Source organism: Orrella sp. JC864 (assembly GCF_037026685.1).
Taxonomy (GTDB): domain Bacteria; phylum Pseudomonadota; class Gammaproteobacteria; order Burkholderiales; family Burkholderiaceae_B; genus Orrella.
The window spans coordinates 1-17,183 of record NZ_JBANET010000001.1; the positions used below are offsets into that span (position 1 = coordinate 1).

General features: G+C 69.6%; 19 protein-coding genes. 11 read left to right on the forward strand and 8 right to left on the reverse strand.

All coding sequences use genetic code 11. The annotated features are described in order from the left end of the window. Nucleotides 1-8: 8 nt before the first annotated feature. A complete protein-coding gene (locus tag V8Z80_RS00005; protein ID WP_155196653.1) occupies nucleotides 9-398 on the reverse strand; it encodes a DoxX family protein in 390 nt (129 codons plus the stop codon). A 220-nt stretch (nucleotides 399-618) separates the two neighbouring features. Here V8Z80_RS00005 and V8Z80_RS00010 point away from each other — a divergent pair, with 220 nt between their 5' ends. From V8Z80_RS00010 to V8Z80_RS00040, 7 genes are all read left to right on the forward strand, one after another. Next, complete coding sequence (locus V8Z80_RS00010) at nucleotides 619-822, forward strand: hypothetical protein (RefSeq protein ID WP_155196654.1); 204 nt, start codon at nucleotides 619-621, stop codon at nucleotides 820-822. 56 nt (nucleotides 823-878) lie between these two features. After that, the gene (locus V8Z80_RS00015; protein WP_155196655.1) at nucleotides 879-1,061 is read left to right on the forward strand and encodes a hypothetical protein; all 183 of its coding nucleotides are present in this window, start codon (nucleotides 879-881) and stop codon (nucleotides 1,059-1,061) included. Nucleotides 1,062-1,166: 105 nt separating this feature from the next. Then, nucleotides 1,167-1,418 (forward strand): hypothetical protein, encoded by a 252-nt coding sequence (locus V8Z80_RS00020; RefSeq protein ID WP_155196656.1) that lies wholly within the window; start codon nucleotides 1,167-1,169, stop codon nucleotides 1,416-1,418. 30 nt (nucleotides 1,419-1,448) lie between these two features. Further along, nucleotides 1,449-1,799, forward strand: coding sequence for a YgiW/YdeI family stress tolerance OB fold protein (locus V8Z80_RS00025; protein WP_155196657.1), 351 nt, complete (start codon nucleotides 1,449-1,451; stop codon nucleotides 1,797-1,799). A 71-nt stretch (nucleotides 1,800-1,870) separates the two neighbouring features. Continuing rightward, a complete protein-coding gene (locus V8Z80_RS00030; RefSeq protein ID WP_336060615.1) occupies nucleotides 1,871-2,269 on the forward strand; it encodes a DUF2946 family protein in 399 nt (132 codons plus the stop codon). Nucleotides 2,270-2,465: 196 nt separating this feature from the next. Then, a complete protein-coding gene (locus tag V8Z80_RS00035) occupies nucleotides 2,466-4,607 on the forward strand; it encodes a TonB-dependent receptor (protein ID WP_442951914.1) in 2,142 nt (713 codons plus the stop codon). 14 nt (nucleotides 4,608-4,621) lie between these two features. Continuing rightward, entirely contained in the window at nucleotides 4,622-6,133 is a 1,512-nt protein-coding gene (locus V8Z80_RS00040; protein WP_336060616.1) for a PepSY domain-containing protein, read from the forward strand. A 112-nt stretch (nucleotides 6,134-6,245) separates the two neighbouring features. Here V8Z80_RS00040 and V8Z80_RS00045 read toward each other — a convergent pair whose 3' ends face one another. Together V8Z80_RS00045 and V8Z80_RS00050 are read right to left on the reverse strand one after the other, a co-directional pair. Further along, nucleotides 6,246-6,554, reverse strand: coding sequence for an AzlD family protein (locus tag V8Z80_RS00045; protein WP_155196661.1), 309 nt, complete (start codon nucleotides 6,552-6,554; stop codon nucleotides 6,246-6,248). Further along, on the reverse strand, nucleotides 6,544-7,257 hold the full coding sequence (locus V8Z80_RS00050) for an AzlC family ABC transporter permease (RefSeq protein ID WP_155196662.1): 714 nt from the start codon (nucleotides 7,255-7,257) through the stop codon (nucleotides 6,544-6,546). Before V8Z80_RS00050 ends, V8Z80_RS00045 begins: the two co-directional genes overlap by 11 nt. A 109-nt stretch (nucleotides 7,258-7,366) precedes the next feature. Between V8Z80_RS00050 and V8Z80_RS00055 the strand changes: the two genes are divergently transcribed. Continuing rightward, nucleotides 7,367-7,867, forward strand: coding sequence for a hypothetical protein (locus V8Z80_RS00055; protein ID WP_336060617.1), 501 nt, complete (start codon nucleotides 7,367-7,369; stop codon nucleotides 7,865-7,867). A 166-nt stretch (nucleotides 7,868-8,033) separates the two neighbouring features. Next, complete coding sequence (locus V8Z80_RS00060) at nucleotides 8,034-9,044, forward strand: Rpn family recombination-promoting nuclease/putative transposase (protein ID WP_336060618.1); 1,011 nt, start codon at nucleotides 8,034-8,036, stop codon at nucleotides 9,042-9,044. Between the two features lie 24 nt (nucleotides 9,045-9,068). On the opposite strand, the gene V8Z80_RS00065 is transcribed toward V8Z80_RS00060, so the two are convergent. The 5 genes from V8Z80_RS00065 to V8Z80_RS00085 all read right to left on the reverse strand — a co-directional run bounded on the left by V8Z80_RS00065 (nucleotide 9,069) and on the right by V8Z80_RS00085 (nucleotide 14,299). Then, complete coding sequence (locus V8Z80_RS00065) at nucleotides 9,069-9,968, reverse strand: polysaccharide deacetylase family protein (protein WP_336060619.1); 900 nt, start codon at nucleotides 9,966-9,968, stop codon at nucleotides 9,069-9,071. Nucleotides 9,969-10,014: 46 nt separating this feature from the next. Further along, the gene (locus V8Z80_RS00070; RefSeq protein WP_336060620.1) at nucleotides 10,015-11,325 is read right to left on the reverse strand and encodes a TRAP transporter large permease; all 1,311 of its coding nucleotides are present in this window, start codon (nucleotides 11,323-11,325) and stop codon (nucleotides 10,015-10,017) included. Nucleotides 11,326-11,344: 19 nt separating this feature from the next. Continuing rightward, nucleotides 11,345-11,875, reverse strand: a complete 531-nt coding sequence (locus V8Z80_RS00075; RefSeq protein ID WP_336060621.1) for a TRAP transporter small permease subunit — start codon at nucleotides 11,873-11,875, stop codon at nucleotides 11,345-11,347. A 63-nt stretch (nucleotides 11,876-11,938) separates the two neighbouring features. Then, nucleotides 11,939-12,958: a C4-dicarboxylate TRAP transporter substrate-binding protein gene (locus V8Z80_RS00080; RefSeq protein ID WP_336060622.1), complete on the reverse strand. Its 1,020-nt coding sequence runs from the start codon at nucleotides 12,956-12,958 to the stop codon at nucleotides 11,939-11,941. A gap of 54 nt (nucleotides 12,959-13,012) precedes the next feature. After that, entirely contained in the window at nucleotides 13,013-14,299 is a 1,287-nt protein-coding gene (locus V8Z80_RS00085) for an amidase (RefSeq protein WP_336060623.1), read from the reverse strand. A gap of 116 nt (nucleotides 14,300-14,415) precedes the next feature. On the opposite strand from V8Z80_RS00085, the gene V8Z80_RS00090 reads away from it, so the two are divergent. Together V8Z80_RS00090 and V8Z80_RS00095 are read left to right on the forward strand one after the other, a co-directional pair. Next, nucleotides 14,416-15,336: a LysR substrate-binding domain-containing protein gene (locus tag V8Z80_RS00090; RefSeq protein ID WP_155193674.1), complete on the forward strand. Its 921-nt coding sequence runs from the start codon at nucleotides 14,416-14,418 to the stop codon at nucleotides 15,334-15,336. Nucleotides 15,337-15,444: 108 nt separating this feature from the next. After that, nucleotides 15,445-17,118: an amidase gene (locus V8Z80_RS00095; RefSeq protein WP_336060624.1), complete on the forward strand. Its 1,674-nt coding sequence runs from the start codon at nucleotides 15,445-15,447 to the stop codon at nucleotides 17,116-17,118. The last annotated feature ends 65 nt before the right edge of the window (nucleotides 17,119-17,183 follow it).

Sequence of the window (17,183 nt, forward strand, 5' to 3'; positions counted from 1 at the left end):
GCTAGCGGCTAGCGGCGGCTCAGGCCGTAGCGGCCGCCGCCCATCAGGGCGATGGCGATGGCGCCGAAAAGGAACAGGCCCTGCAGCTCCAGGGCCCAGCCGCCCATCTTGGTGAACTGCCCCAGCTGGCTGGCGTGCGCCAGCAGGATGGCCACCAGCATGTTGATGGCCACCAGGATGGCGGCCGGACGGGTGAACAGGCCCAGGATCAGCAGGATGGGGGCGATCACCTCGCCCACGTACACGCCATAGGCGAAAAAGCCGGGCAGGCCGGCGCCGGCCACCATGCCCTGGATGCCGCCGATGCCGTTGGCAAGCTTGAACAGGCCGTGAAACAGCATGAGGATGCCGATGCTCAGCCGCAGCACCAGTTTGCCTGCATCGTCGTAAGTGGACATGGTTCGATCCTTTGCAAGAAAAAAAGGGGGGGTGAAATGCTGCGCAACTTAGCAGGTCGGTGTGACCCCTGCAACATCGGCGTGGCGGCCGGGCGGGAATTTCCTTGCGCCGGCCCGGCGGGATCCGGACACGGCAGGTAACACGCGGGCGGCTGACAGGGCAGGGGCGCCGCGCTACGATCGGGACAACCGGAACCCATCCGCGGCAAGGAGGCGCGCCATGAGCAGTCAGGAAATCGCCTGGGACGTCAGGGCCCGGCAAGATGGCAGATTCTATGGTTATGTAACGGTCAGCCACAGCGGCGGGCGCGGCGCGGCCACCAGTACGGTCCAGCGCTGCCCCGATACGCGCGGCACCATCGAGGAGGCCGAGGCGGACGCCCAAGCCCTGGCCGCCAAGCTGCGCGCAAGCCAGCCCGGCTGAGGCGATCCACGCAAGCGTGTCGTGCCGGCCCCTCCTACGAGAGGAGTTGCATCGAGATGGACAAGCGTATCGAACTGCTGGTGAGCGAACCCGAGGCCGGCCAGTGGGAGTGGCGCATCGTGCGGATCAACGACGACGGCAGCCCGGGCGAACTGCTGGGTTCGGAACTGGGCTACGACACCCGGCTCGAGGCCGAGCAGGCGGGCAAGGTGGCGCTGGACCTGCTGGCGGCCGCCTGAACCGCCGCTTACCCGTGTTGCATCCCGTTGCCCCAGCGGGCGGCGCCGGCCGATATAGTCCGTGCACGGCCCGCATGGGGCGGGCCCGACCCCCGCACGGCAAGGATGAACGACACACTGGATCTGCTGCAGTGGCCAGCCATGGCGGTAACCGTCGCCGCCGCCTACCTGGTCGCTTCCAAGAGCAAGCGCCGGCGCCATGCCGGTTTCTGGACCTTCGTGGCCAGCAACGTCCTGTGGGTGGCCTGGGGCGTGCATGCCTCGGCCTACGCGCTGGTGGTCCTGCAGCTGTTCCTGGGCGTGACCAACGTGCGCGGACTATGGAAGACGCGGGCAGGCGCGCCGGATGCCGCCTGATCCAGTGCAACGACGACAAGGAGCCCGATCATGAAGAACGCTATGCGTGCCGCCGCCCTTACCCTGATGGTGGCCGCTTCCGGAGCCGTGCTGGCGCAATACGCCGGCCCCAGCTCCATTCCCAAGACCACGGTCAAGGAGCTGCTGGACACCGGCAAGGACGACCAGAAGGCCATCCTGGTCGGACGCATCGTCTCGCACGATGGCGATGACCACTACACCTTCGACGACGGCACCGGCCGGATCCGCGTGGAGATCTCCTCGCGCCGCTTTCCCCAGGGCCAGCCCATCGACGACAAGCAGCAGGTCGAACTGACCGGCGAACTGGACAAGGACCGCAACGACGTGGAGTTCGACGTGGACAAGCTGCGGGTGATGTAGGGCAGGGCGCACGCGCTGGCTGGGCCTGCTGATACACTGTGGCCGTTCCGCAAAGCGCGTCCTTTTCCCGCATGAGCCAGCGCCTTTCGGGCCGCCGCCCCGCGTGCTGGCTCGCCCTTATCGCTTTCGTCTATGCCACGCTGCTGCCCGTGCTGGGCATGGCGAGCGAGCCGTCGTCCACGGCCCGCAAGGTCTGGCTGGAGCTATGCAATGCCGGCACGCACGAGCGCATCGCGGTCGATCTGTCGGCCGACGCCGACGGGCCGCAGCAAGGGCAGGCCGTATCCGCTGCCGCCCTGGGGCATTGCCTGCTGTGCTGCTTCCCATCCTTCCTGCCTGAAACCGGATGGCCGGCCATCGCGCCGGCCACGCGCGCCCACCTGCTGGCGCCCGTGCCCGAAGCCGTGGCCCCGCCGGGCCGGCCGGCCTGGCATCCCTGCCGCGCGCGCGCCCCGCCTGTGCCGGCCTGATTGCGTCCTCGCGCGTGCGGCGCCCCCAAGGCGGGGCGGTCTCGCACGCAAAGCCATAAGAACTTCCAGCGGCGATACCTGAGTCCTTGCCCACGCATGGGCGAGGCCGGGTATCCGCGCATGCGCTGGTGCGGCGCGCGCCCCCCGGGCGGGCCGGGCCGCCGCGCGTGCCATGCCGCGCATTCGGGACGACGACATGTTCGATAGCACCAAGACCACGCTCGCGCGGCGCCGCGCCGTGCCGGGCGCAGCCGCCGCACACCTTGCCCTGGGCCTGGCCGCCTTGCCGGCCCTGGGCCAGCCGGCCACCATGCTGGCGCCGCTGCGCGTGACGGCCGAGCCGCAAAGTCAGCTCGACACGCCTGCCTTCACCGGCTCGAACCTGGGGTTGACGCCGCGGCAGACGCCGGCCAGCGTGGAAATCATCAATCGCGGGCAATTGCAGTCGCGCGGCGACGCCGGCCTGTCCGAGGCCATTACGCGGGCCGGCGCGATCTCGGCCATGGGCCACCCCGGCAACGGCTTTTCCTCCTTGTCCACCCGCGGCTTTGCCGACAGCACCTCGGTGATGCGCCTGTACGACGGCCTGCGCCAGTACGGCGGCGTAGGCGTGACTTTCCCCTTCGATACCTGGTCGGTCGAGCGCATCGAGGTGCTGCGCGGCCCGGCCTCGGTGATCCACGGCGACGGCGCCATCGGCGGCGTGGTCAACGTGGTGCCCCGCAAGCCCACGTTCGGCCCGATCCGCAACGAAGTGCAGGCCACCTTGGGCACGCGCGACACCGCCCGCCTGGCGCTGGGCAGCGGCGGCGCGCTGGGCGAGCGGCTGGCCTATCGCCTGGACCTGAGCGGCAACCGCGAGGCCGGTTGGGTCGACCGGGGCGAGATGGGCGATGCGACCTTCTCGGGCGCGCTGCAATGGGAGGCCAGCCCGGACCTGAGCCTGACGCTGAGCCATGCCTATGGCTACCAGCGGCCGATGCGCTACTTCGGCACGCCGCTGGTCCAGGGCCGCCCGCTGCAATCGCTGCGCGGGAAGAACTACAACGTGCGCGACAGCTTCATGCGGTTTCGCGACCAATGGACCCAGCTCGATGCCGTCTGGACGCCCAATGCCGCGGCCACGGTGCGCGGCAGGCTGTATCAGGTGGCAAGCAAGCGCGACTGGCGCAATGCCGAGAACTACCTGTACGACCCGGACACCGGGCTGATCGACCGCTCGGGCAACACGGCCATCTCGCACGACCAGCGCCAGACCGGCCTGACCGCCGACGCCGCCTTCCAAGGCACCTTGGGCGGGCTGGCAAACACGCTGTCGGTGGGCTTTGACGCCAGCCGCAGCCGTTTCGAACACGTCAACAACACCTATGCGGGCAGTTCCGGGCCGGTCGATCCCTATGATTTCGAGCCCGGGCGCTTTGCCAGCGATGCGCCGACGATTCCGCGCTATCGCAACCGGGCCGAGCAGTTCGCCCTGTTCGTGGAAGACCGCCTTGCCGTGACGCCGCGCTGGTCCCTGGTCGGCGGGCTGCGCTACGACCATGCGCGCGTGGTGCGCGACGACCTGCCCACGGGCACGCGCGCCTTGCGCAAGACCTATTCGGACGTGGGCTGGCGCATGGGCACGGTCTACGACCTGAGCGCGGACCTGGCGCTGTATGCCCAGTATTCGCAGGCCGCCGACCCGGTCAGCGGCCTGTTGATGCTAAGCCCGGCCAACGCCGCCTTCGACATGGCGCGCGGCCGGCAGGTGGAAGTGGGCCTGAAGCAGGATTTCTGGCAGGGCAGGGGCCAATGGACGCTGGCGGCTTATCACATCCGCAAGTCGGACCTGCTCACGCGCGATGCCAGCGCGCCCGACCGGCGCGTGCAGGTGGGAGAGCAGTCCTCGCGCGGCATCGAGGTGGCGGTGAACGTGGCGCTGGCCCACGGCTGGCGCATCGAAGCCAACGCCACGGCGCTGCGGGCGCGCTACGACGATTTTGCCGAATCCGTCGGCGGCGCGGCGGTCTCGCGCCAGGGCAAGGTGCCGCCCAACGTGGCCCAGCGGCTGGCCAACCTTTGGGTGAGCTGGAATTTCCAGCCGGGCTGGACCGCGATGGGCGGGGTGCGCTACGTGGGCAAGCGCTATGCGGACAACGCCAACACCCTGGAGCTGCCTGCGTATGCCGCCACCGACCTGGCGCTGCGCTGGGAACTGGATGCCGACACCACGCTGACCGCGCGCGGCGAGAACGTGTTCGACCGGGCCTATTTCTCCACGGCCTACTACAGCAACACGCAATGGTTCTACGGCCCGGGCCGGCGCCTGAGCCTGACGCTGAACCACCGGTTCTGAGGGGGGCAGGGAAGATGGCTTTGCGCGCACAGGCCCGAAGGCTGACCTACCTGGTTCACCGCTGGAGCGGCGTGGCCGGATGCGTGCTGATGCTGCTGTGGTTCGTCAGCGGCGTCACCATGCTGTTCGTCGGCTATCCCAAGCTCACGCCCGGCGAGCGGCTGGCCGGGCTGCCGGCGCTCGATGCGCAGGCATGCTGCCCGGTGCCCGACGGCGTGCGGGCCGCGCTGGCGCAAGGGCAGGCGGTGCTGACCTCGATAGGCGGCCAGCCTCATTTCGTGGTGCGCGAGGGCGCGGCGCCGGCTGCGTATCCGGCGCAAGACGCCGCCCGGCCCGGCGCGGCCGGACCGGCCCAGGCGCTGGCCGAGGCGGCCAGCCGCATGCCGGGCGCTGCGCTGCGCTACGGCGGCATGGTCCAGCAGGACCGCTGGACGCACGCGCGCGGCCTGGATGCGCATCGTCCCTTGCACAAGGTGTATTGGGACGGATCCGGCCCGCACGGGCCCGGCCGCGGCACCCTGTACATTTCCTCGGCCACCGGCCAGCTGGTGCTCGATGCACCCTTGTCCCAGCAGCGCTGGAACTATGTGGGCGCCTGGCTGCACTGGCTGTATTTCCTGGGCAAGGGCGCGGACGGCCCGCTGTGGTCCTGGACCGTCATCGCGCTCTCGGCCCTGGGCACGCTTGCCGCGGCCAGCGGCATGGTGGTGGGGCTGTGGCGCTGGCGGTTCCGGGGCCGCTACAAGTCGGGCGCGCGCACCCCCTATCGGCAGGCATGGATGCGTTGGCACCATTGGGCCGGGCTGCTGTTCGGCGCCCTGGTTTGCACCTGGATCTTCAGCGGGCTGATGTCGATGAACCCGCTGTCCGTGTTCGCGCCCGGGCCCGGCGCCGCGCGGCCGGACCCCGCGGCCTATCGCGGCGGCGGCCAGCCGGCCCCCGCGGGGCCGCTGGCCGAACCCCGGTCCGTGCTGCGGGCCTTGCAGTCCCAGGGGTTTGCGGCGGTGGAGCTGCAGTGGCGGCGGCTGGACGGGCGCGCCTACGTGCTGGCCTATGACGCGCAGGCGCGCAGCCGCCTGGTCCTGCCCGAGCGCGCGGGGCTGGCCGTGGCGCGGCAGTTCCAGCCGCAGGACGTGCTGGCGGCGGCGCAGCGCGCCTACGGCCGGGCACCCGTGCGCAGCGCCGTCATCGCGCGGCACGACGCGTATTACTACGAGCGCCATCCCGAGGCCATGAACGGCGCCCTGGTGCGAGGGCTGCCGGCCTTGCGGCTGGATTTCGACGATGCGGGGCGCACCCGCGCCTATATCGACCTGCGCACCGGCGAGCTGGCCCTGAGCCTGTCGCGCGCGCAGCGCGCCGGGCGCTGGCTGTTCAACTTCCTGCACAGCTGGGACTTGCCCGCGATGCTGCGGGCCGGCCCGCTGCGGGACCTGGTGCTGATCCTGTTGAGCCTGGGCGGCATCGCGGTCTCGGCCAGCGCAGTGGTGATCGGCTGGCGCAGGCTGCGCGGATCGGGCGGGTGATACGCGGGGCGGATAGGCGGGGCGGATAGGCGGGGCGGATAGGCGGGGCGGATACGCGGGGCGGATAGGCGGGGCGGCGGATAGGCGGGCGGGGCGCCGGGCTTGCCGCCGGCTAGAGCTGCCGCCATAGGGCGGCCGCCACGACCCCGGCGGCGATGGCGGGCAAGGGCCTTCTTGCCAGCAGCATGACCAGGGCGGTGGTCGCCAGGGCAATCCTGGCGCCGCCGTCGCCGCTTGCCGCCAAGGGCGCAAGCAGCGCCACCAGGACCGATCCCGACATGCCGTTGATGAACCGCCGCGTGCGCGGGCCGATGGGCACGAAGGACATGATGAACAGGCCGCCCCAGCGCGTGGCCAGGGTCGTGGCCGACATGGCCAGGATGACGAAGAGGGCGCCCAGGCCGTGCGCGTCAATGCTCATGGGCCGGCTCCTTCCATGCCAGCGCGGCAAGGCCGCCGGCCAGCGCGCCCACGATGACGTGGCTGTTCTCCGGCAGATACCGGTAGGCCAGCAGGGAAGCGCCCGCGGCCACGCCCCAGACCGCCAGTGTGCGCAGGTTCTTGTCCGCGCCCGCGACCATGGCGAGCAGGAAGCAGCCCATCACCATGTCCAGCCCCAGGCGCGTGGGATCCTGGATGGCGTTGCCGAAATACAGGCCCAGCCAGGTGCCCAGCACCCAGGACACCCAGAGCGCCAGGCCGCCGCCCACCAGCAGGCCCAGCCCGGGCTGCCCGCGGTGCAGCGCCTGCATGCACAGGGCCCAGTTGGCGTCCGAGGCCAGCAGCATCGTCCCATAGCGCTGTGCCGGCGGCAGCGCGCGCAGCCAGGGATACAGCGTGGCGCCCATCAGCAGATGGCGCGCGTTGACCGCGAATACGGTGACCAGCATCGTGAACAACGGGATTTGCGGGCCCCATAGCTCCAGCGCGGCGAATTGCGAGGCGCCGGCGAACACCAGGGCGCTCATGACGACGATGGACGCGTCATCCAGCCCCGCCTGTATCGCCGCCAGGCCAAAGGCCGCCCCGAACACGACCACGAAGGCCGAAAGCGGCGCGAGTTGCCGAAAACCTGCCCAGACAAGCCGGCCATCGAGCCGGTGCGCCGTCTCGACGCCTGTCATATCGTGCTCCTGTGGGAGTCCCGGCCGCGGCGAGGGCCGTGCCGAGGGACTCGGAATGGCAAAGATGCCAATATATGCTTTCCGGAAAGCGACAGGCAAAGGAGCGGGCGTGCGCACTGTCAGCGTCATCGACGATTCGGGCTTGCTGGCCGTGTTGGACGTGGCCGGGTATCGGCCGTACGTGTCCGGGGACTGGGACCACGCGGGCCTGGTCGCGCATTTGCGCGCCCAGACGCAGGCTGGCCGGATCTTCGCCTGGGACTGCGGCGACGGCGGCGGCAGCTATCCGGTCAGCCTGCGGCAAGGCATCTCGGCGTCCAAGGGTTTTCGGGAAGCAGGCAGCGTCCTGGCCGTGCGCTCCGGACTGGTCCACGTGGTGTCCTACGATTCCTTGACCATGGCGGCGCAGTTCGCCGATGCGGCGCTGCCAGCCGCGCACGAGCAGGACCAATGCCTGGCGCTGGCGCCAGGCAGCTATCGGGTGCGTGTCGTGCAAACGTACGATCCGGCTGCGCTGGATAGGCCGCGCGCCGGCTTGCCGGCATTCGTGATCGAGTTCGAGGCGGGATCGGGCCGGCCGGCGGACGGCGTGGCTTGGCATCTTGGCTGAGATGCATCCTGGCTAAAATACGCATAATGTATATTATGAGAAGTTATGGTGAAGAAGAAAGTAGTGGCTGTGCCAGGATCGGGTGTGACAAAACCGACGCATTCATCGCCCAAGGATGCACGCTGAACCGTTAGAGTGCCGACTCCTTCCTGCCCACCTCACTCGCATGTCTCGCCATGACCACGCCTATCGCAGCCTGTTCGGCCACCCTTCCATGGTGGCCGATCTGTTGCGCGGCATCGTCCGGCAGGACTGGATCGCAGGGCTGGATCTTTCGACCCTGGAACGCGTCAACGGCGAACACGTCGCCGGCCTGCGCCAGCGGCGCTCCAGCGACATGGTGTGGCGGGCCAAGCAATACGAAAGGCCGTCCCATCTCTATGTGCTGCTGGAATTCCAGTCGCGCAGCGATGCGCACATGGCCCTGCGGATCTTGACCTACCTGAGCCTGCTCTACGAGGACATCAAGCGCCAGGGCAAGCTGCTGCCCCGTGGCCGCTTGCCTGCCGCCGTGCCCATCGTGATCTATAACGGCCTGCCCCGCTGGCGTTCGGCCCGACAGGTAGCCGAACTGATCGAGCCCGTGTCCGGACTGCAGGAGCACGTGCCCACGCTGCGCTACCTGTTGCTTGACCAGGGGGCGCTTCTGGCCCGGGGGGATCTGCCGGCCGGCAACCTTGCCACCCTGCTCTTTCGGCTCGAACACGCGCGCAGCGAGGACGAACTGCGCCAAGCACTGCAAGGGCTGATCGGCCGTTTGCACGGGCCGGCATTCGAAGACTTGCAGCGTACCTTCGTGGCATGGCTAAGGGACGTTTTGCTGCCCGCGCGCGCGCCTGGCGTTAGCATTTCGGCCATCACTACCTTGCATGAGCCTGAAGCCATGATCGTTGAGGAAAAGATCGACTGGAGCCTGCGCTGGAAGCAGCAGGGCCTGCAGGAAGGCAGGCAGCAGGGGCTCCGGGAAGGACGCAGGGAAGGCCATCAGGAAGGACGCCGGGAAGGCGAATCCCTGTTGCTGCGGCGACAGCTCGTCCGGCGTTTCGGCGCCTTGCCCAAGCAGGTCGACCGGCGCCTGACGCAGGCCGGCAGCGAGGAACTGCAAGCCTGGGCCATGAACGTGCTGGATGCCCGGACGCTGGAGGAGGTCTTTCGCGGCGCTTCCCACGTCCAATAGGCGGCATGCGGGCGGGCGGTCCCCTTACGCCCCGCCGTCCCCCGGCACCGTGCCGGCCGGCAGTTGCTCCACGTGCCGGCAGATATCGCCCGGGCGCGTCAGCCAGATCCTGTCGCGGTGCGCCACGATGTGCTGGAAGGCGCGGCGCAGCTCGCGGATGCGGTACGGGCGCCCGACCAGGAAAGGATGCAGCGAGATCGGCATGACCAGGGGCTGGCGCGCCGATTGTTCGAGCATCTCGTCGAAGGTGTCGATCAGCATGTCGCTGAATTGCGCCGAGGTGTAGCGGTACCAGACCAGGCTGCGGTTGTCGTTGTTCTCGATCGGATAGGGCATGAGCAGGATGCGGCCGTTGCGGGTGGCGGCCCAGATCGGCTGGTCGTCCGATGTCCAGTCCATGCAATAGCGGTAGCCGGCCTCTTGCAGCAGGTCCAGCGTGACGGGCGTGTTGGACAGCCAGGGGCTCATCCAGCCGGTGGGCGCGGCGCCCTCTTCCTGCCGGATGCGCCCGGTGCACGATTCGATCAGGTGCTTTTCCTCGGCTTCGGACAGGCTTTCCTGCACGTCCGAATTCGTCAGGCCGTGGCCCAGGATCTCGTCGCCGCGGCTGCGGATGCGCGCCGGGATGTCCGGGTGCAGGTCGTAGACGGCGGTGTTGAGCTGGTGGCCGGCCGGGATATCCAGCTGGTCGAACAGGTCCATCAGGCGCCAGAAGCCCACGCGGTTGCCGTAGTCGCGAAAGGAATAGATGCTGTGCGATTGGGCCTGGTCCGGCGGCGCGATGGCCGCGCCCTTGCCCTTGCCGAAGCGAAACGCCTCGATGTTGGTCGAGACGTAGACCGCCAGGCGCGTGCCGTTGGGCCATTCGTAGGTGGGACGGTCGTCGATGTTGCGGTAGGCATACCGCTGGTGCTGCTCGATCATGGAAGGCTCCAGCAAGGGGTTCGTGTAGCGGGCGCGGTCCTGCGCCCTACTCCATCATGTCGGGAATGAATGTCACCAGGTCCGGAAACAGGATCAGGACCAGCAGGATCGCGAATTCGATCAGAACGAACGGCGTGACGCCCCGGAACACGTCGCCCAGCGACAGCGGCACCGGCGAGGCGCTGCGCACCACGTAGACGTTCAGGCCCACGGGCGGGGTGATCAGCGCGATCTCGGCCAGCTTGACCGCGATGATGCCCAGCCAGATCGGGTCGTAGCCCACGCCCGTGAGCACCGGGAACATCACCGGCAGCGTCATGATCATGATGGCCACGGCCTCGATCACCATGCCCAGCACCAGGTACAGCGCGATGAAGGCCAGCAGGTAGACATAGGGCGGCAGCTCCAGCGCCAGCAGGCTGTCGGCCACCGAGCCCACCAGCCCCGTGTAGGTCAGAAAGCGCGAGAAGATCATCCCGCCGATGATGATGATGAAGATGGTCGTGGTGGTGATGCTGGCCTCGCGGATGATCTCCAGCAGCGTGCTGCGGTTGAGGCGGCGCTTGCCCAGGGCGATCAGGAAGGCGCCGAAGGCGCCCACCGCGCCGGCGTAGGTCGGCGTGAACAGGCCCGTGTAGATGCCGCCGATGACCAGCAGGAACAGGAAGCTGATGCCCCATACCGCGCTGAGCGATTGCCATTTCTCGCGCTGGCTGACCACGGCCTTTTGCAGCGGCGCCAGCGCCGGGTTGCGCACCGCGCGCAGGTAGATGCCCAGGATGAAGGCGGCGATGGTCAGGGCCGCGGGCACCAGTCCGGCCAGCATCATCTTGGAGATGGACTGTTCGGTGACGATGGCATAGACCACCATGATGATGCTGGGCGGGATCAGCGCGGCCAGCGTGCCCGAGGCGGCGATGCAGCCGGCGCTGAGCTTGCGGTCGTAGCCCAGGCGCGTCATCTCGGGCATGGCGATGCGGGTGAACACGGCCGAATTGACCACCGTGGAGCCCGATGCCGCGCCAAAGGCCGAGGAGGCCAGCGTGGTGGCGATGGCCAGGCCGCCCGGCAGGCGCCCCATCCAGTTATAGGCGGCGCGGTACAGGTCGGTGGTCAGGCCGGCGTGGGTGGCGAAGGCCCCCATGAAGATGAACAGCGGTATCACCGCCAGCGTGAACGAATTGGTGGTGTTGAACGGGACGGTGGCCAGTTGCGCCAGCGCCGCGTCCGGGCCGATCACCAGGGTGATGCCCAGAAGGCCGACCAGGCCCAGCGCCACGCCGATCTGCGTGCCGATGACCAGCAGGAAGGCCAGCAGCGCCACGGCGATCAGGCCTGCGATGTTCGCGTCGATCACGATGCGTATCCTTGATAAATCAGCGCTCGAGGTGGGCGGCGTCGTCCTTGAGCCGCCCGCCCGTGCCCCGCGCCAGCAGGGCCAGGTCGGCGCACAGGTCCAGCAGCAGCTGCAGCAGGTAGAGCGCCGCGCCGAAGGCCAGCGCGAAGCGGGCCGGATACAGCGGGAAGCGCACCGCGCCGCTGGTGGCCTCGTCGATGCTCAGGCTGTAGAGCGCCTCGTTCCACCCCTGCCAGAGAAGCAGGCCGAAGAAGGCGATGCCGGCCAGGTCCGCCAGCACGTCCATCAGGGATTGCATGCGCGGGCCGGCCTGCAGGTAGATCAGTTCGACGCGGATGTGCTTGCGCTGGATCTGGGCGTAGGCCAGGCCGCCGAACACCACCAGCACCATCACGCTTTCGCTCAGCTCGTAGGCGCCGTGGATGGGATGGCCGAACTTGCTGGTGACCACGTCGGCGATGCCGGCGAACATGGACAGGAACAGGCCCACGCCGCCGATGAATACCGACAGCCAGGCCAGCCGCTGCACCGCTCGGGATAGAGTCTGCACGATGCGCTCCTTGGGACGGACTTGGGGCCGGCGGCCGGCGGCCGCCCTGCCCTCGTTCTGGCCTTACTGGCCCAGTTCGCGCCAGCGTTCGGCGATGCGGGCGGCCGATTCTTCCTGGCCGGACCGTTTCATGTCCTGCACCCAGGCCTGCAGCAGGTCCGGCGTCTGCGCCTTCCACTTTTCCAGCTCCGCCGCGTCGAAGGCCCGCACCGATGCGCCCGAGGCCTTGATGGTCTCGATCATCTTGGCGTCGCTTTGCTCGAGCCAATCGGGATAGCGCGCCTGGGCGGCCGCGGCTTCTTCCAGGATGATCCGGCGATAGTCCTCGGGCAGCCGGTTCCAGGTGCGCTTGCCGATCACGGTCAGGTGCCCGCCCATGGTCATGATCGGGCCGCAGGTGTGCTTGCCGGCTTCATGCACGCGGTTCGAGACCACGTTGCCCAGGTTCAGGAAGGAGTAGTCCAGCGCGCCGCGCTGCAGCGCCTCGTAGATTTCCACCACCGGGATGGTCAGGGGCGTGGCGCCGGCGGCGGTCAGCACCTTGGGGATGTCCGAGCCGAAGGCGCGCACCTTCTTGCCCGAGACGCCGGCCAGCGTATGGCAGTTCTCGCCCGGGCCGGTCAGGTAGTACGAGCCCAGCGCCTGCTGGAACAGGAACTGCACGCCCAGCTTGTCCAGCTCCTGCGTGAACTCGGGAAACTTCTGCACCGAGTCCTGCATGATCTCCACGGCCTGGCGCGGCGTGTCGAACACCAGCGGGATCTGGCTGGCCTTCCAGTAGCGCAACTGGTCGGGATAGTAGCCGGGGACGATCGCGGCCATGTCCACGCCGCCGCGCCCGACCAGCTGCAGCACTTCGTTGCCGCCGCCCAGCGCACCCGAGTAGGCGATGCTGAACTTGACGGCGCCGTCGGTGCGTTCGGACACGCGCCGCGCGAACTCTTCCTCGACTTCCAGGAATTCGCCCTTGGGCAGGTAATGCGCCCAGCGCAGATTGAACTTTTGCTGGGCCATGGCCGCGGCCGGGACCAGGCTCATGCCGAGCATGGCGGCCGTGCCGATTGCGATCAGAGTTTTCTTCATGATTTTCCCCTTGTGGAGCCAGGTTACGGAGACTGCGGTAGAAACGGGACGCCGTCAGGCGGCCTGTCGGTCGGAAACGTGGGCGCGCAGCGCGTCGCGCAGCCGCGCGGCCAGCGCCAGGAACAGCGCGTCCTGGCCGTGGCGGCCCACCAGCTGCACGCCCACGGGCAGGCCGCTGCCGGCCGCGCGGGCCAGCGGCAGGTGCAGGCTGGGCCAGCCCAGCAAGGACCAGATCTTGTTGAAGACGCCGTCGCCGGTATGGCCCAGGCCGGCCGGCGCGGTCCCGCCGGCGCTGGCGGTCACGATCAGGTCGGCCTCGCCGGCCAGGGCATCCCAGGCGCGCTGCATCGACGCCTGCAGCTGGCGCGCTTCGCGGTATTGGCGCGCGCCGATGCCCAGGCCGCGCCGGACCGTGCCCTCCAGTTGCGGGCTCAGCCCCGCGCCGTGCAGGCGGGCCACCGGCGCGATGTTGCGGGCCAGTTCGTATTCCATGATGGTGGCGTGGGCCTGCAGCAAGGCGCCGGCCTGGGCGAACGGTGCGAGCGTGCGCACGGCATGCCCGGCCTGGCGCAGCGCCGAGGCGGCCTGCTCCAGCGCCTGCTCGGCCTCGGGCTGCACGGGCGCGATGGCCGCGCCGGGAATCAGGACCACGCGCAGCGGGCCCTGGCCCGCCGAGGCCGTACCCATCGCGGGGTCGGGCAGCAGCACGCGCGCCACGCAGGCCACGTCCTCCAGTTCGGCGCCATACCAGCCGATGACGTCCAGCGATTCGCAGGTGAGCTTCATGCCGTCGCGCGGCACCAGCCCGAAACTGGGCTTGAAGCCCACCACGCCGCAATAGGCGGCCGGGCGGATCATCGAGCCGCCGGTCTGCGTGCCCAGCGCAAAGGGCGCCATGCCGGCGGCCACGGCGGCGGCCGAGCCGCTGGACGAGCCCCCCGGCGTATGGGCCGGGTTGTGCGGATTGGTGGTCGGTCCGGGCGCCTTGAAGGCGAATTCGGCGGTCACCGTCTTGCCCAGCGGGATGGCGCCGGCCCGGCGCAGCATGTCCACGCAGGCGGCATCGTAGGCGCGCGGCGCGTCGGGGGTGACGTTCGAACCGCAGCGCGTGGGCATGCCCGCCACGTCGATGATGTCCTTCACGCCGAAAGGCACCCCCGCCAACGGCAGGCCAGGGTCCACGCCCTGGGCTTGCGCCAGCAGCGTCTGCTGCGGCGCGACATGCGTCCATGCCCGCACCGCCGGCTCGCGCGCGGCGATGGCCGCCAGCGATTGGGTCACGGCGTGGGTGGGCGGCAGGCTGCCTAGGCGCAGGCGATCGACGAAATGTTGCAAAAGCATGGAGAAAGAGAGCCGATGTGGGCGGCGCCGGCCCGCGGCAAGCGCCTGGATATTGGATGGCGCTTATAGTAGGAATCCCGAACTGATGTCGTCCAATACGAATTTGGACAAGGATTATGTCTAAGTTGGAATTAATGAGGCTGGAAGGCAAGCTGCTGCATGCCTTCAGCGTGGTGGCCGAAGAGCTGCATTTCGGCAGGGCCGCCGAGCGCCTGCGCATCAGCCAGCCGCCCTTGAGCAAGCAGATCATGCGGCTGGAGGAACAGCTGGGTGCCGCGTTGCTGATACGGACCACGCGTTCGGTGCGCCTGACCCCGGCCGGGCGCATCGTCCACGCCTACGCCAGGCGGCTGGCCGACGATCTGCAGGGTATGCTGCGCGCCGTCGAGCAGGTTTCGCACGGCCTGGCCGGCAACGTCACCATCGGGCTGGCGCCCAGCGCGGCGCGCTCGTCGCTGACGGTGGCCCTGCATCAGTTCAAGGAAGGCCACCCGGATTTCGCCGTGGAGCTGCGCGAGATGAATTCGCTGGAGATGGCCGATGCCTTGCGCGCGCGTCGCATCGACCTGGCCTTGATGCGCCCCATCGTGGTGGAGGCCGATATCCGCACGCACGTGGTGCACGAGGAGCCGATGCTGCTTGCGGTGCGCCTGGACCATCCCCTGGCCAACCAGCGCCGCGCCACCCTGGAGCAGGTCGCGCAGTATCCGCTGATCGGCTATGACGCCCGCATCTCGCCCTATTTCCGGACCCAGCTGCAAACGATGTTCCTGAAGGCCAGCGTGCGTCCGCACATCGTGCAGGAAAGCGTGGTGCCCACGCTGCTGGCGCTGGTGGAGATCGGCGTGGGCATCGCGCTGGTGCCCGAGTCCATCGCCCAGAGCCGCAACGGCGTGCTGCGCTTTGTGCCGCTGGCCGCCGAGCAGGCCAGCCACGTGCACATCATCGCCGCGACCCTGCGTCATGGCGAGAACAGCGCCAGGGACTCCTGCCTGCGGATATTGCGCCGCTTCGCGCGCGAGGCCGGCGGCCGCTGACATCGCCTCGCGCTGGCGGTGGACCGGCCGCGCCCGGCGGGCTAAGGTGCGCCTTGGCTTGCCCCGCGCAAGCCGCGCCTTTCCCATACCGATCGCCTTCGCCCCGCCATGACCCTGCCTGCCTTGCCTGCCGCCCCGCTTTCCGAAGACCTGTACCGCGACGCCTGCCGGGCCGGCCTGGCGCAAGTGGCCCGGGCGTTTCCCGAAGATCTTGCCCTGGCCGCGCAGGCCGTGGCCCAGGCGCGCCAGGCGTGGCCGGCTGACGCCGATCCGCTGGCCGAGCCCTGGCCGCCCATGCGCATGCGCCAGGCCCCGCCAGCGCCGGCCGCGGCCATGACGCAAGCGCGGCAGCGCGCGCCGCTGCCGCCGGCCAGCCTGCCCGCGCCGCGCGAGCCCTGGCATTGGCTCGATGCCGGCCAGATCGCAGCGGCCTACCGCGCCGGGGACTTCGGCCCGGTGGAGCTGGCCCGGGCGCTGCTCGAGCGCATCGATGCCCTCGATGGCGGCCTGCACGCTTTCATTGACGTCGATGCCGGGCAGGTACTGGCGCAGGCGCGCGCTTGCGAGGCGCGGCTGCGCGCCGGCACGCCGCGCGGCCCGCTCGAGGGCGTGCCGGTGGGCATCAAGGACATCCTGGATGTGGCCGGCCAGGCCACGACCTGCCATTCGCTGCTGCGCCTGGACCATCGCGCGGCCCAGGACGCCTTCGTGGTGGCGCGGCTGCGCCAGGCCGGCGCGGTGCTGATGGGCAAGCTTGCGCTGCACGAGTTCGCCGTGGGCGGACCGCCCGTCACCGTGCCCTTCCCTTCCGCCCTGAACCCTTGGGATCGCACGCGCCATCCCGGCGGCTCTTCGTCGGGTTCCGGCGTGGCGCTGGCCGCGGGCCTGGTCCCCTTGGCGCTGGGCACGGATACCGGCGGCTCGGTGCGCAACCCGGCGGGCCATTGCGGCGTGGCGGGCCTCAAGCCCACCTATGGCCTGGTTTCGCGCACGGGCGCCTTTCCCTTGAGCTTCACGCTGGATCACATCGGGCCGATGGCGCGCAGCGTGGCCGACCTGGCCTGCCTGCTCGATGCCATCGCGGCCTGGGACGGCGCCGACCCCGCCTGCGCGCCTTTCGCGCGGCCGGCCTACGGGAGCAAGCTGCACGCCGGCGTGGCCGGCTTGCGCATCGGCCTGCTGCGGCACTTTCACGAAGAGGACATGCCGGCGCATCCCGAGGTGGCGGCAGCCTTCGAGCAGGCGGCGCAGCTGCTGCGCGAGGCCGGCGCCCGGGTCTGCGAGGCCAGGCTGCCGCCGCTGCAGCGCTTTGGCGCGGCCCAGCGGGTGATTTTCCAAAGCGAGGCCTGGGCCATCCATGCCCAAGGCCTGCGCACCCGGCCGCAGGACTATTCGCCGGTGGCGCGCCAGAAGCTGCTGCCCGGCGCGTTGCTGAGCGCCGCCGAGTACGTGCAGGCGCAGCAGCTGCGCGGCCCGCTGATGGCCGCGGTGGACCAGGCCCTGGAGTCGGTGGACGTGCTGATGGCCGTCAATTCCATGGATCCGCCCTGCCGGGTGGACGATGCCCAGGCCTGCCGCCAGACCTACGGCCGCCACGCGCGCTCGCCCTTTAACCTGACCGGCCATCCGGCCCTGGCGGTCATGGCGGGCTTGAGCGGCGAAGGCTTGCCGCTGTCGGTGCAGTTCGTCGGCCGGGCCTTTGACGAGGCCACGGTGCTGCAGGTGGGCGCCGAGTTCGAGCGCCGCGCCGGCTGGGCCGGCCGGCACCCGCCGGGCCTGTAGGCCGCCGCCGGGGCCGTCCCTGGCCGGCGGCGGCATTGCCGCGCAAGAAACGGATGGATGCGCGC

Coding starts and splice junctions, on each gene's coding strand:
- V8Z80_RS00005 (WP_155196653.1), bottom strand. CDS start 398: ATGTCCACTTACGACGATGCAGGCAAACTGGTGCTGCGGCTGAGCATC.
- V8Z80_RS00010 (WP_155196654.1), top strand. CDS start 619: ATGAGCAGTCAGGAAATCGCCTGGGACGTCAGGGCCCGGCAAGATGGC.
- V8Z80_RS00015 (WP_155196655.1), top strand. CDS start 879: ATGGACAAGCGTATCGAACTGCTGGTGAGCGAACCCGAGGCCGGCCAG.
- V8Z80_RS00020 (WP_155196656.1), top strand. CDS start 1,167: ATGAACGACACACTGGATCTGCTGCAGTGGCCAGCCATGGCGGTAACC.
- V8Z80_RS00025 (WP_155196657.1), top strand. CDS start 1,449: ATGAAGAACGCTATGCGTGCCGCCGCCCTTACCCTGATGGTGGCCGCT.
- V8Z80_RS00030 (WP_336060615.1), top strand. CDS start 1,871: ATGAGCCAGCGCCTTTCGGGCCGCCGCCCCGCGTGCTGGCTCGCCCTT.
- V8Z80_RS00035 (WP_442951914.1), top strand. CDS start 2,466: ATGTTCGATAGCACCAAGACCACGCTCGCGCGGCGCCGCGCCGTGCCG.
- V8Z80_RS00040 (WP_336060616.1), top strand. CDS start 4,622: ATGGCTTTGCGCGCACAGGCCCGAAGGCTGACCTACCTGGTTCACCGC.
- V8Z80_RS00045 (WP_155196661.1), bottom strand. CDS start 6,554: ATGAGCATTGACGCGCACGGCCTGGGCGCCCTCTTCGTCATCCTGGCC.
- V8Z80_RS00050 (WP_155196662.1), bottom strand. CDS start 7,257: ATGACAGGCGTCGAGACGGCGCACCGGCTCGATGGCCGGCTTGTCTGG.
- V8Z80_RS00060 (WP_336060618.1), top strand. CDS start 8,034: ATGTCTCGCCATGACCACGCCTATCGCAGCCTGTTCGGCCACCCTTCC.
- V8Z80_RS00065 (WP_336060619.1), bottom strand. CDS start 9,968: ATGATCGAGCAGCACCAGCGGTATGCCTACCGCAACATCGACGACCGT.
- V8Z80_RS00080 (WP_336060622.1), bottom strand. CDS start 12,958: ATGAAGAAAACTCTGATCGCAATCGGCACGGCCGCCATGCTCGGCATG.
- V8Z80_RS00085 (WP_336060623.1), bottom strand. CDS start 14,299: ATGCTTTTGCAACATTTCGTCGATCGCCTGCGCCTAGGCAGCCTGCCG.
- V8Z80_RS00090 (WP_155193674.1), top strand. CDS start 14,416: ATGTCTAAGTTGGAATTAATGAGGCTGGAAGGCAAGCTGCTGCATGCC.
- V8Z80_RS00095 (WP_336060624.1), top strand. CDS start 15,445: ATGACCCTGCCTGCCTTGCCTGCCGCCCCGCTTTCCGAAGACCTGTAC.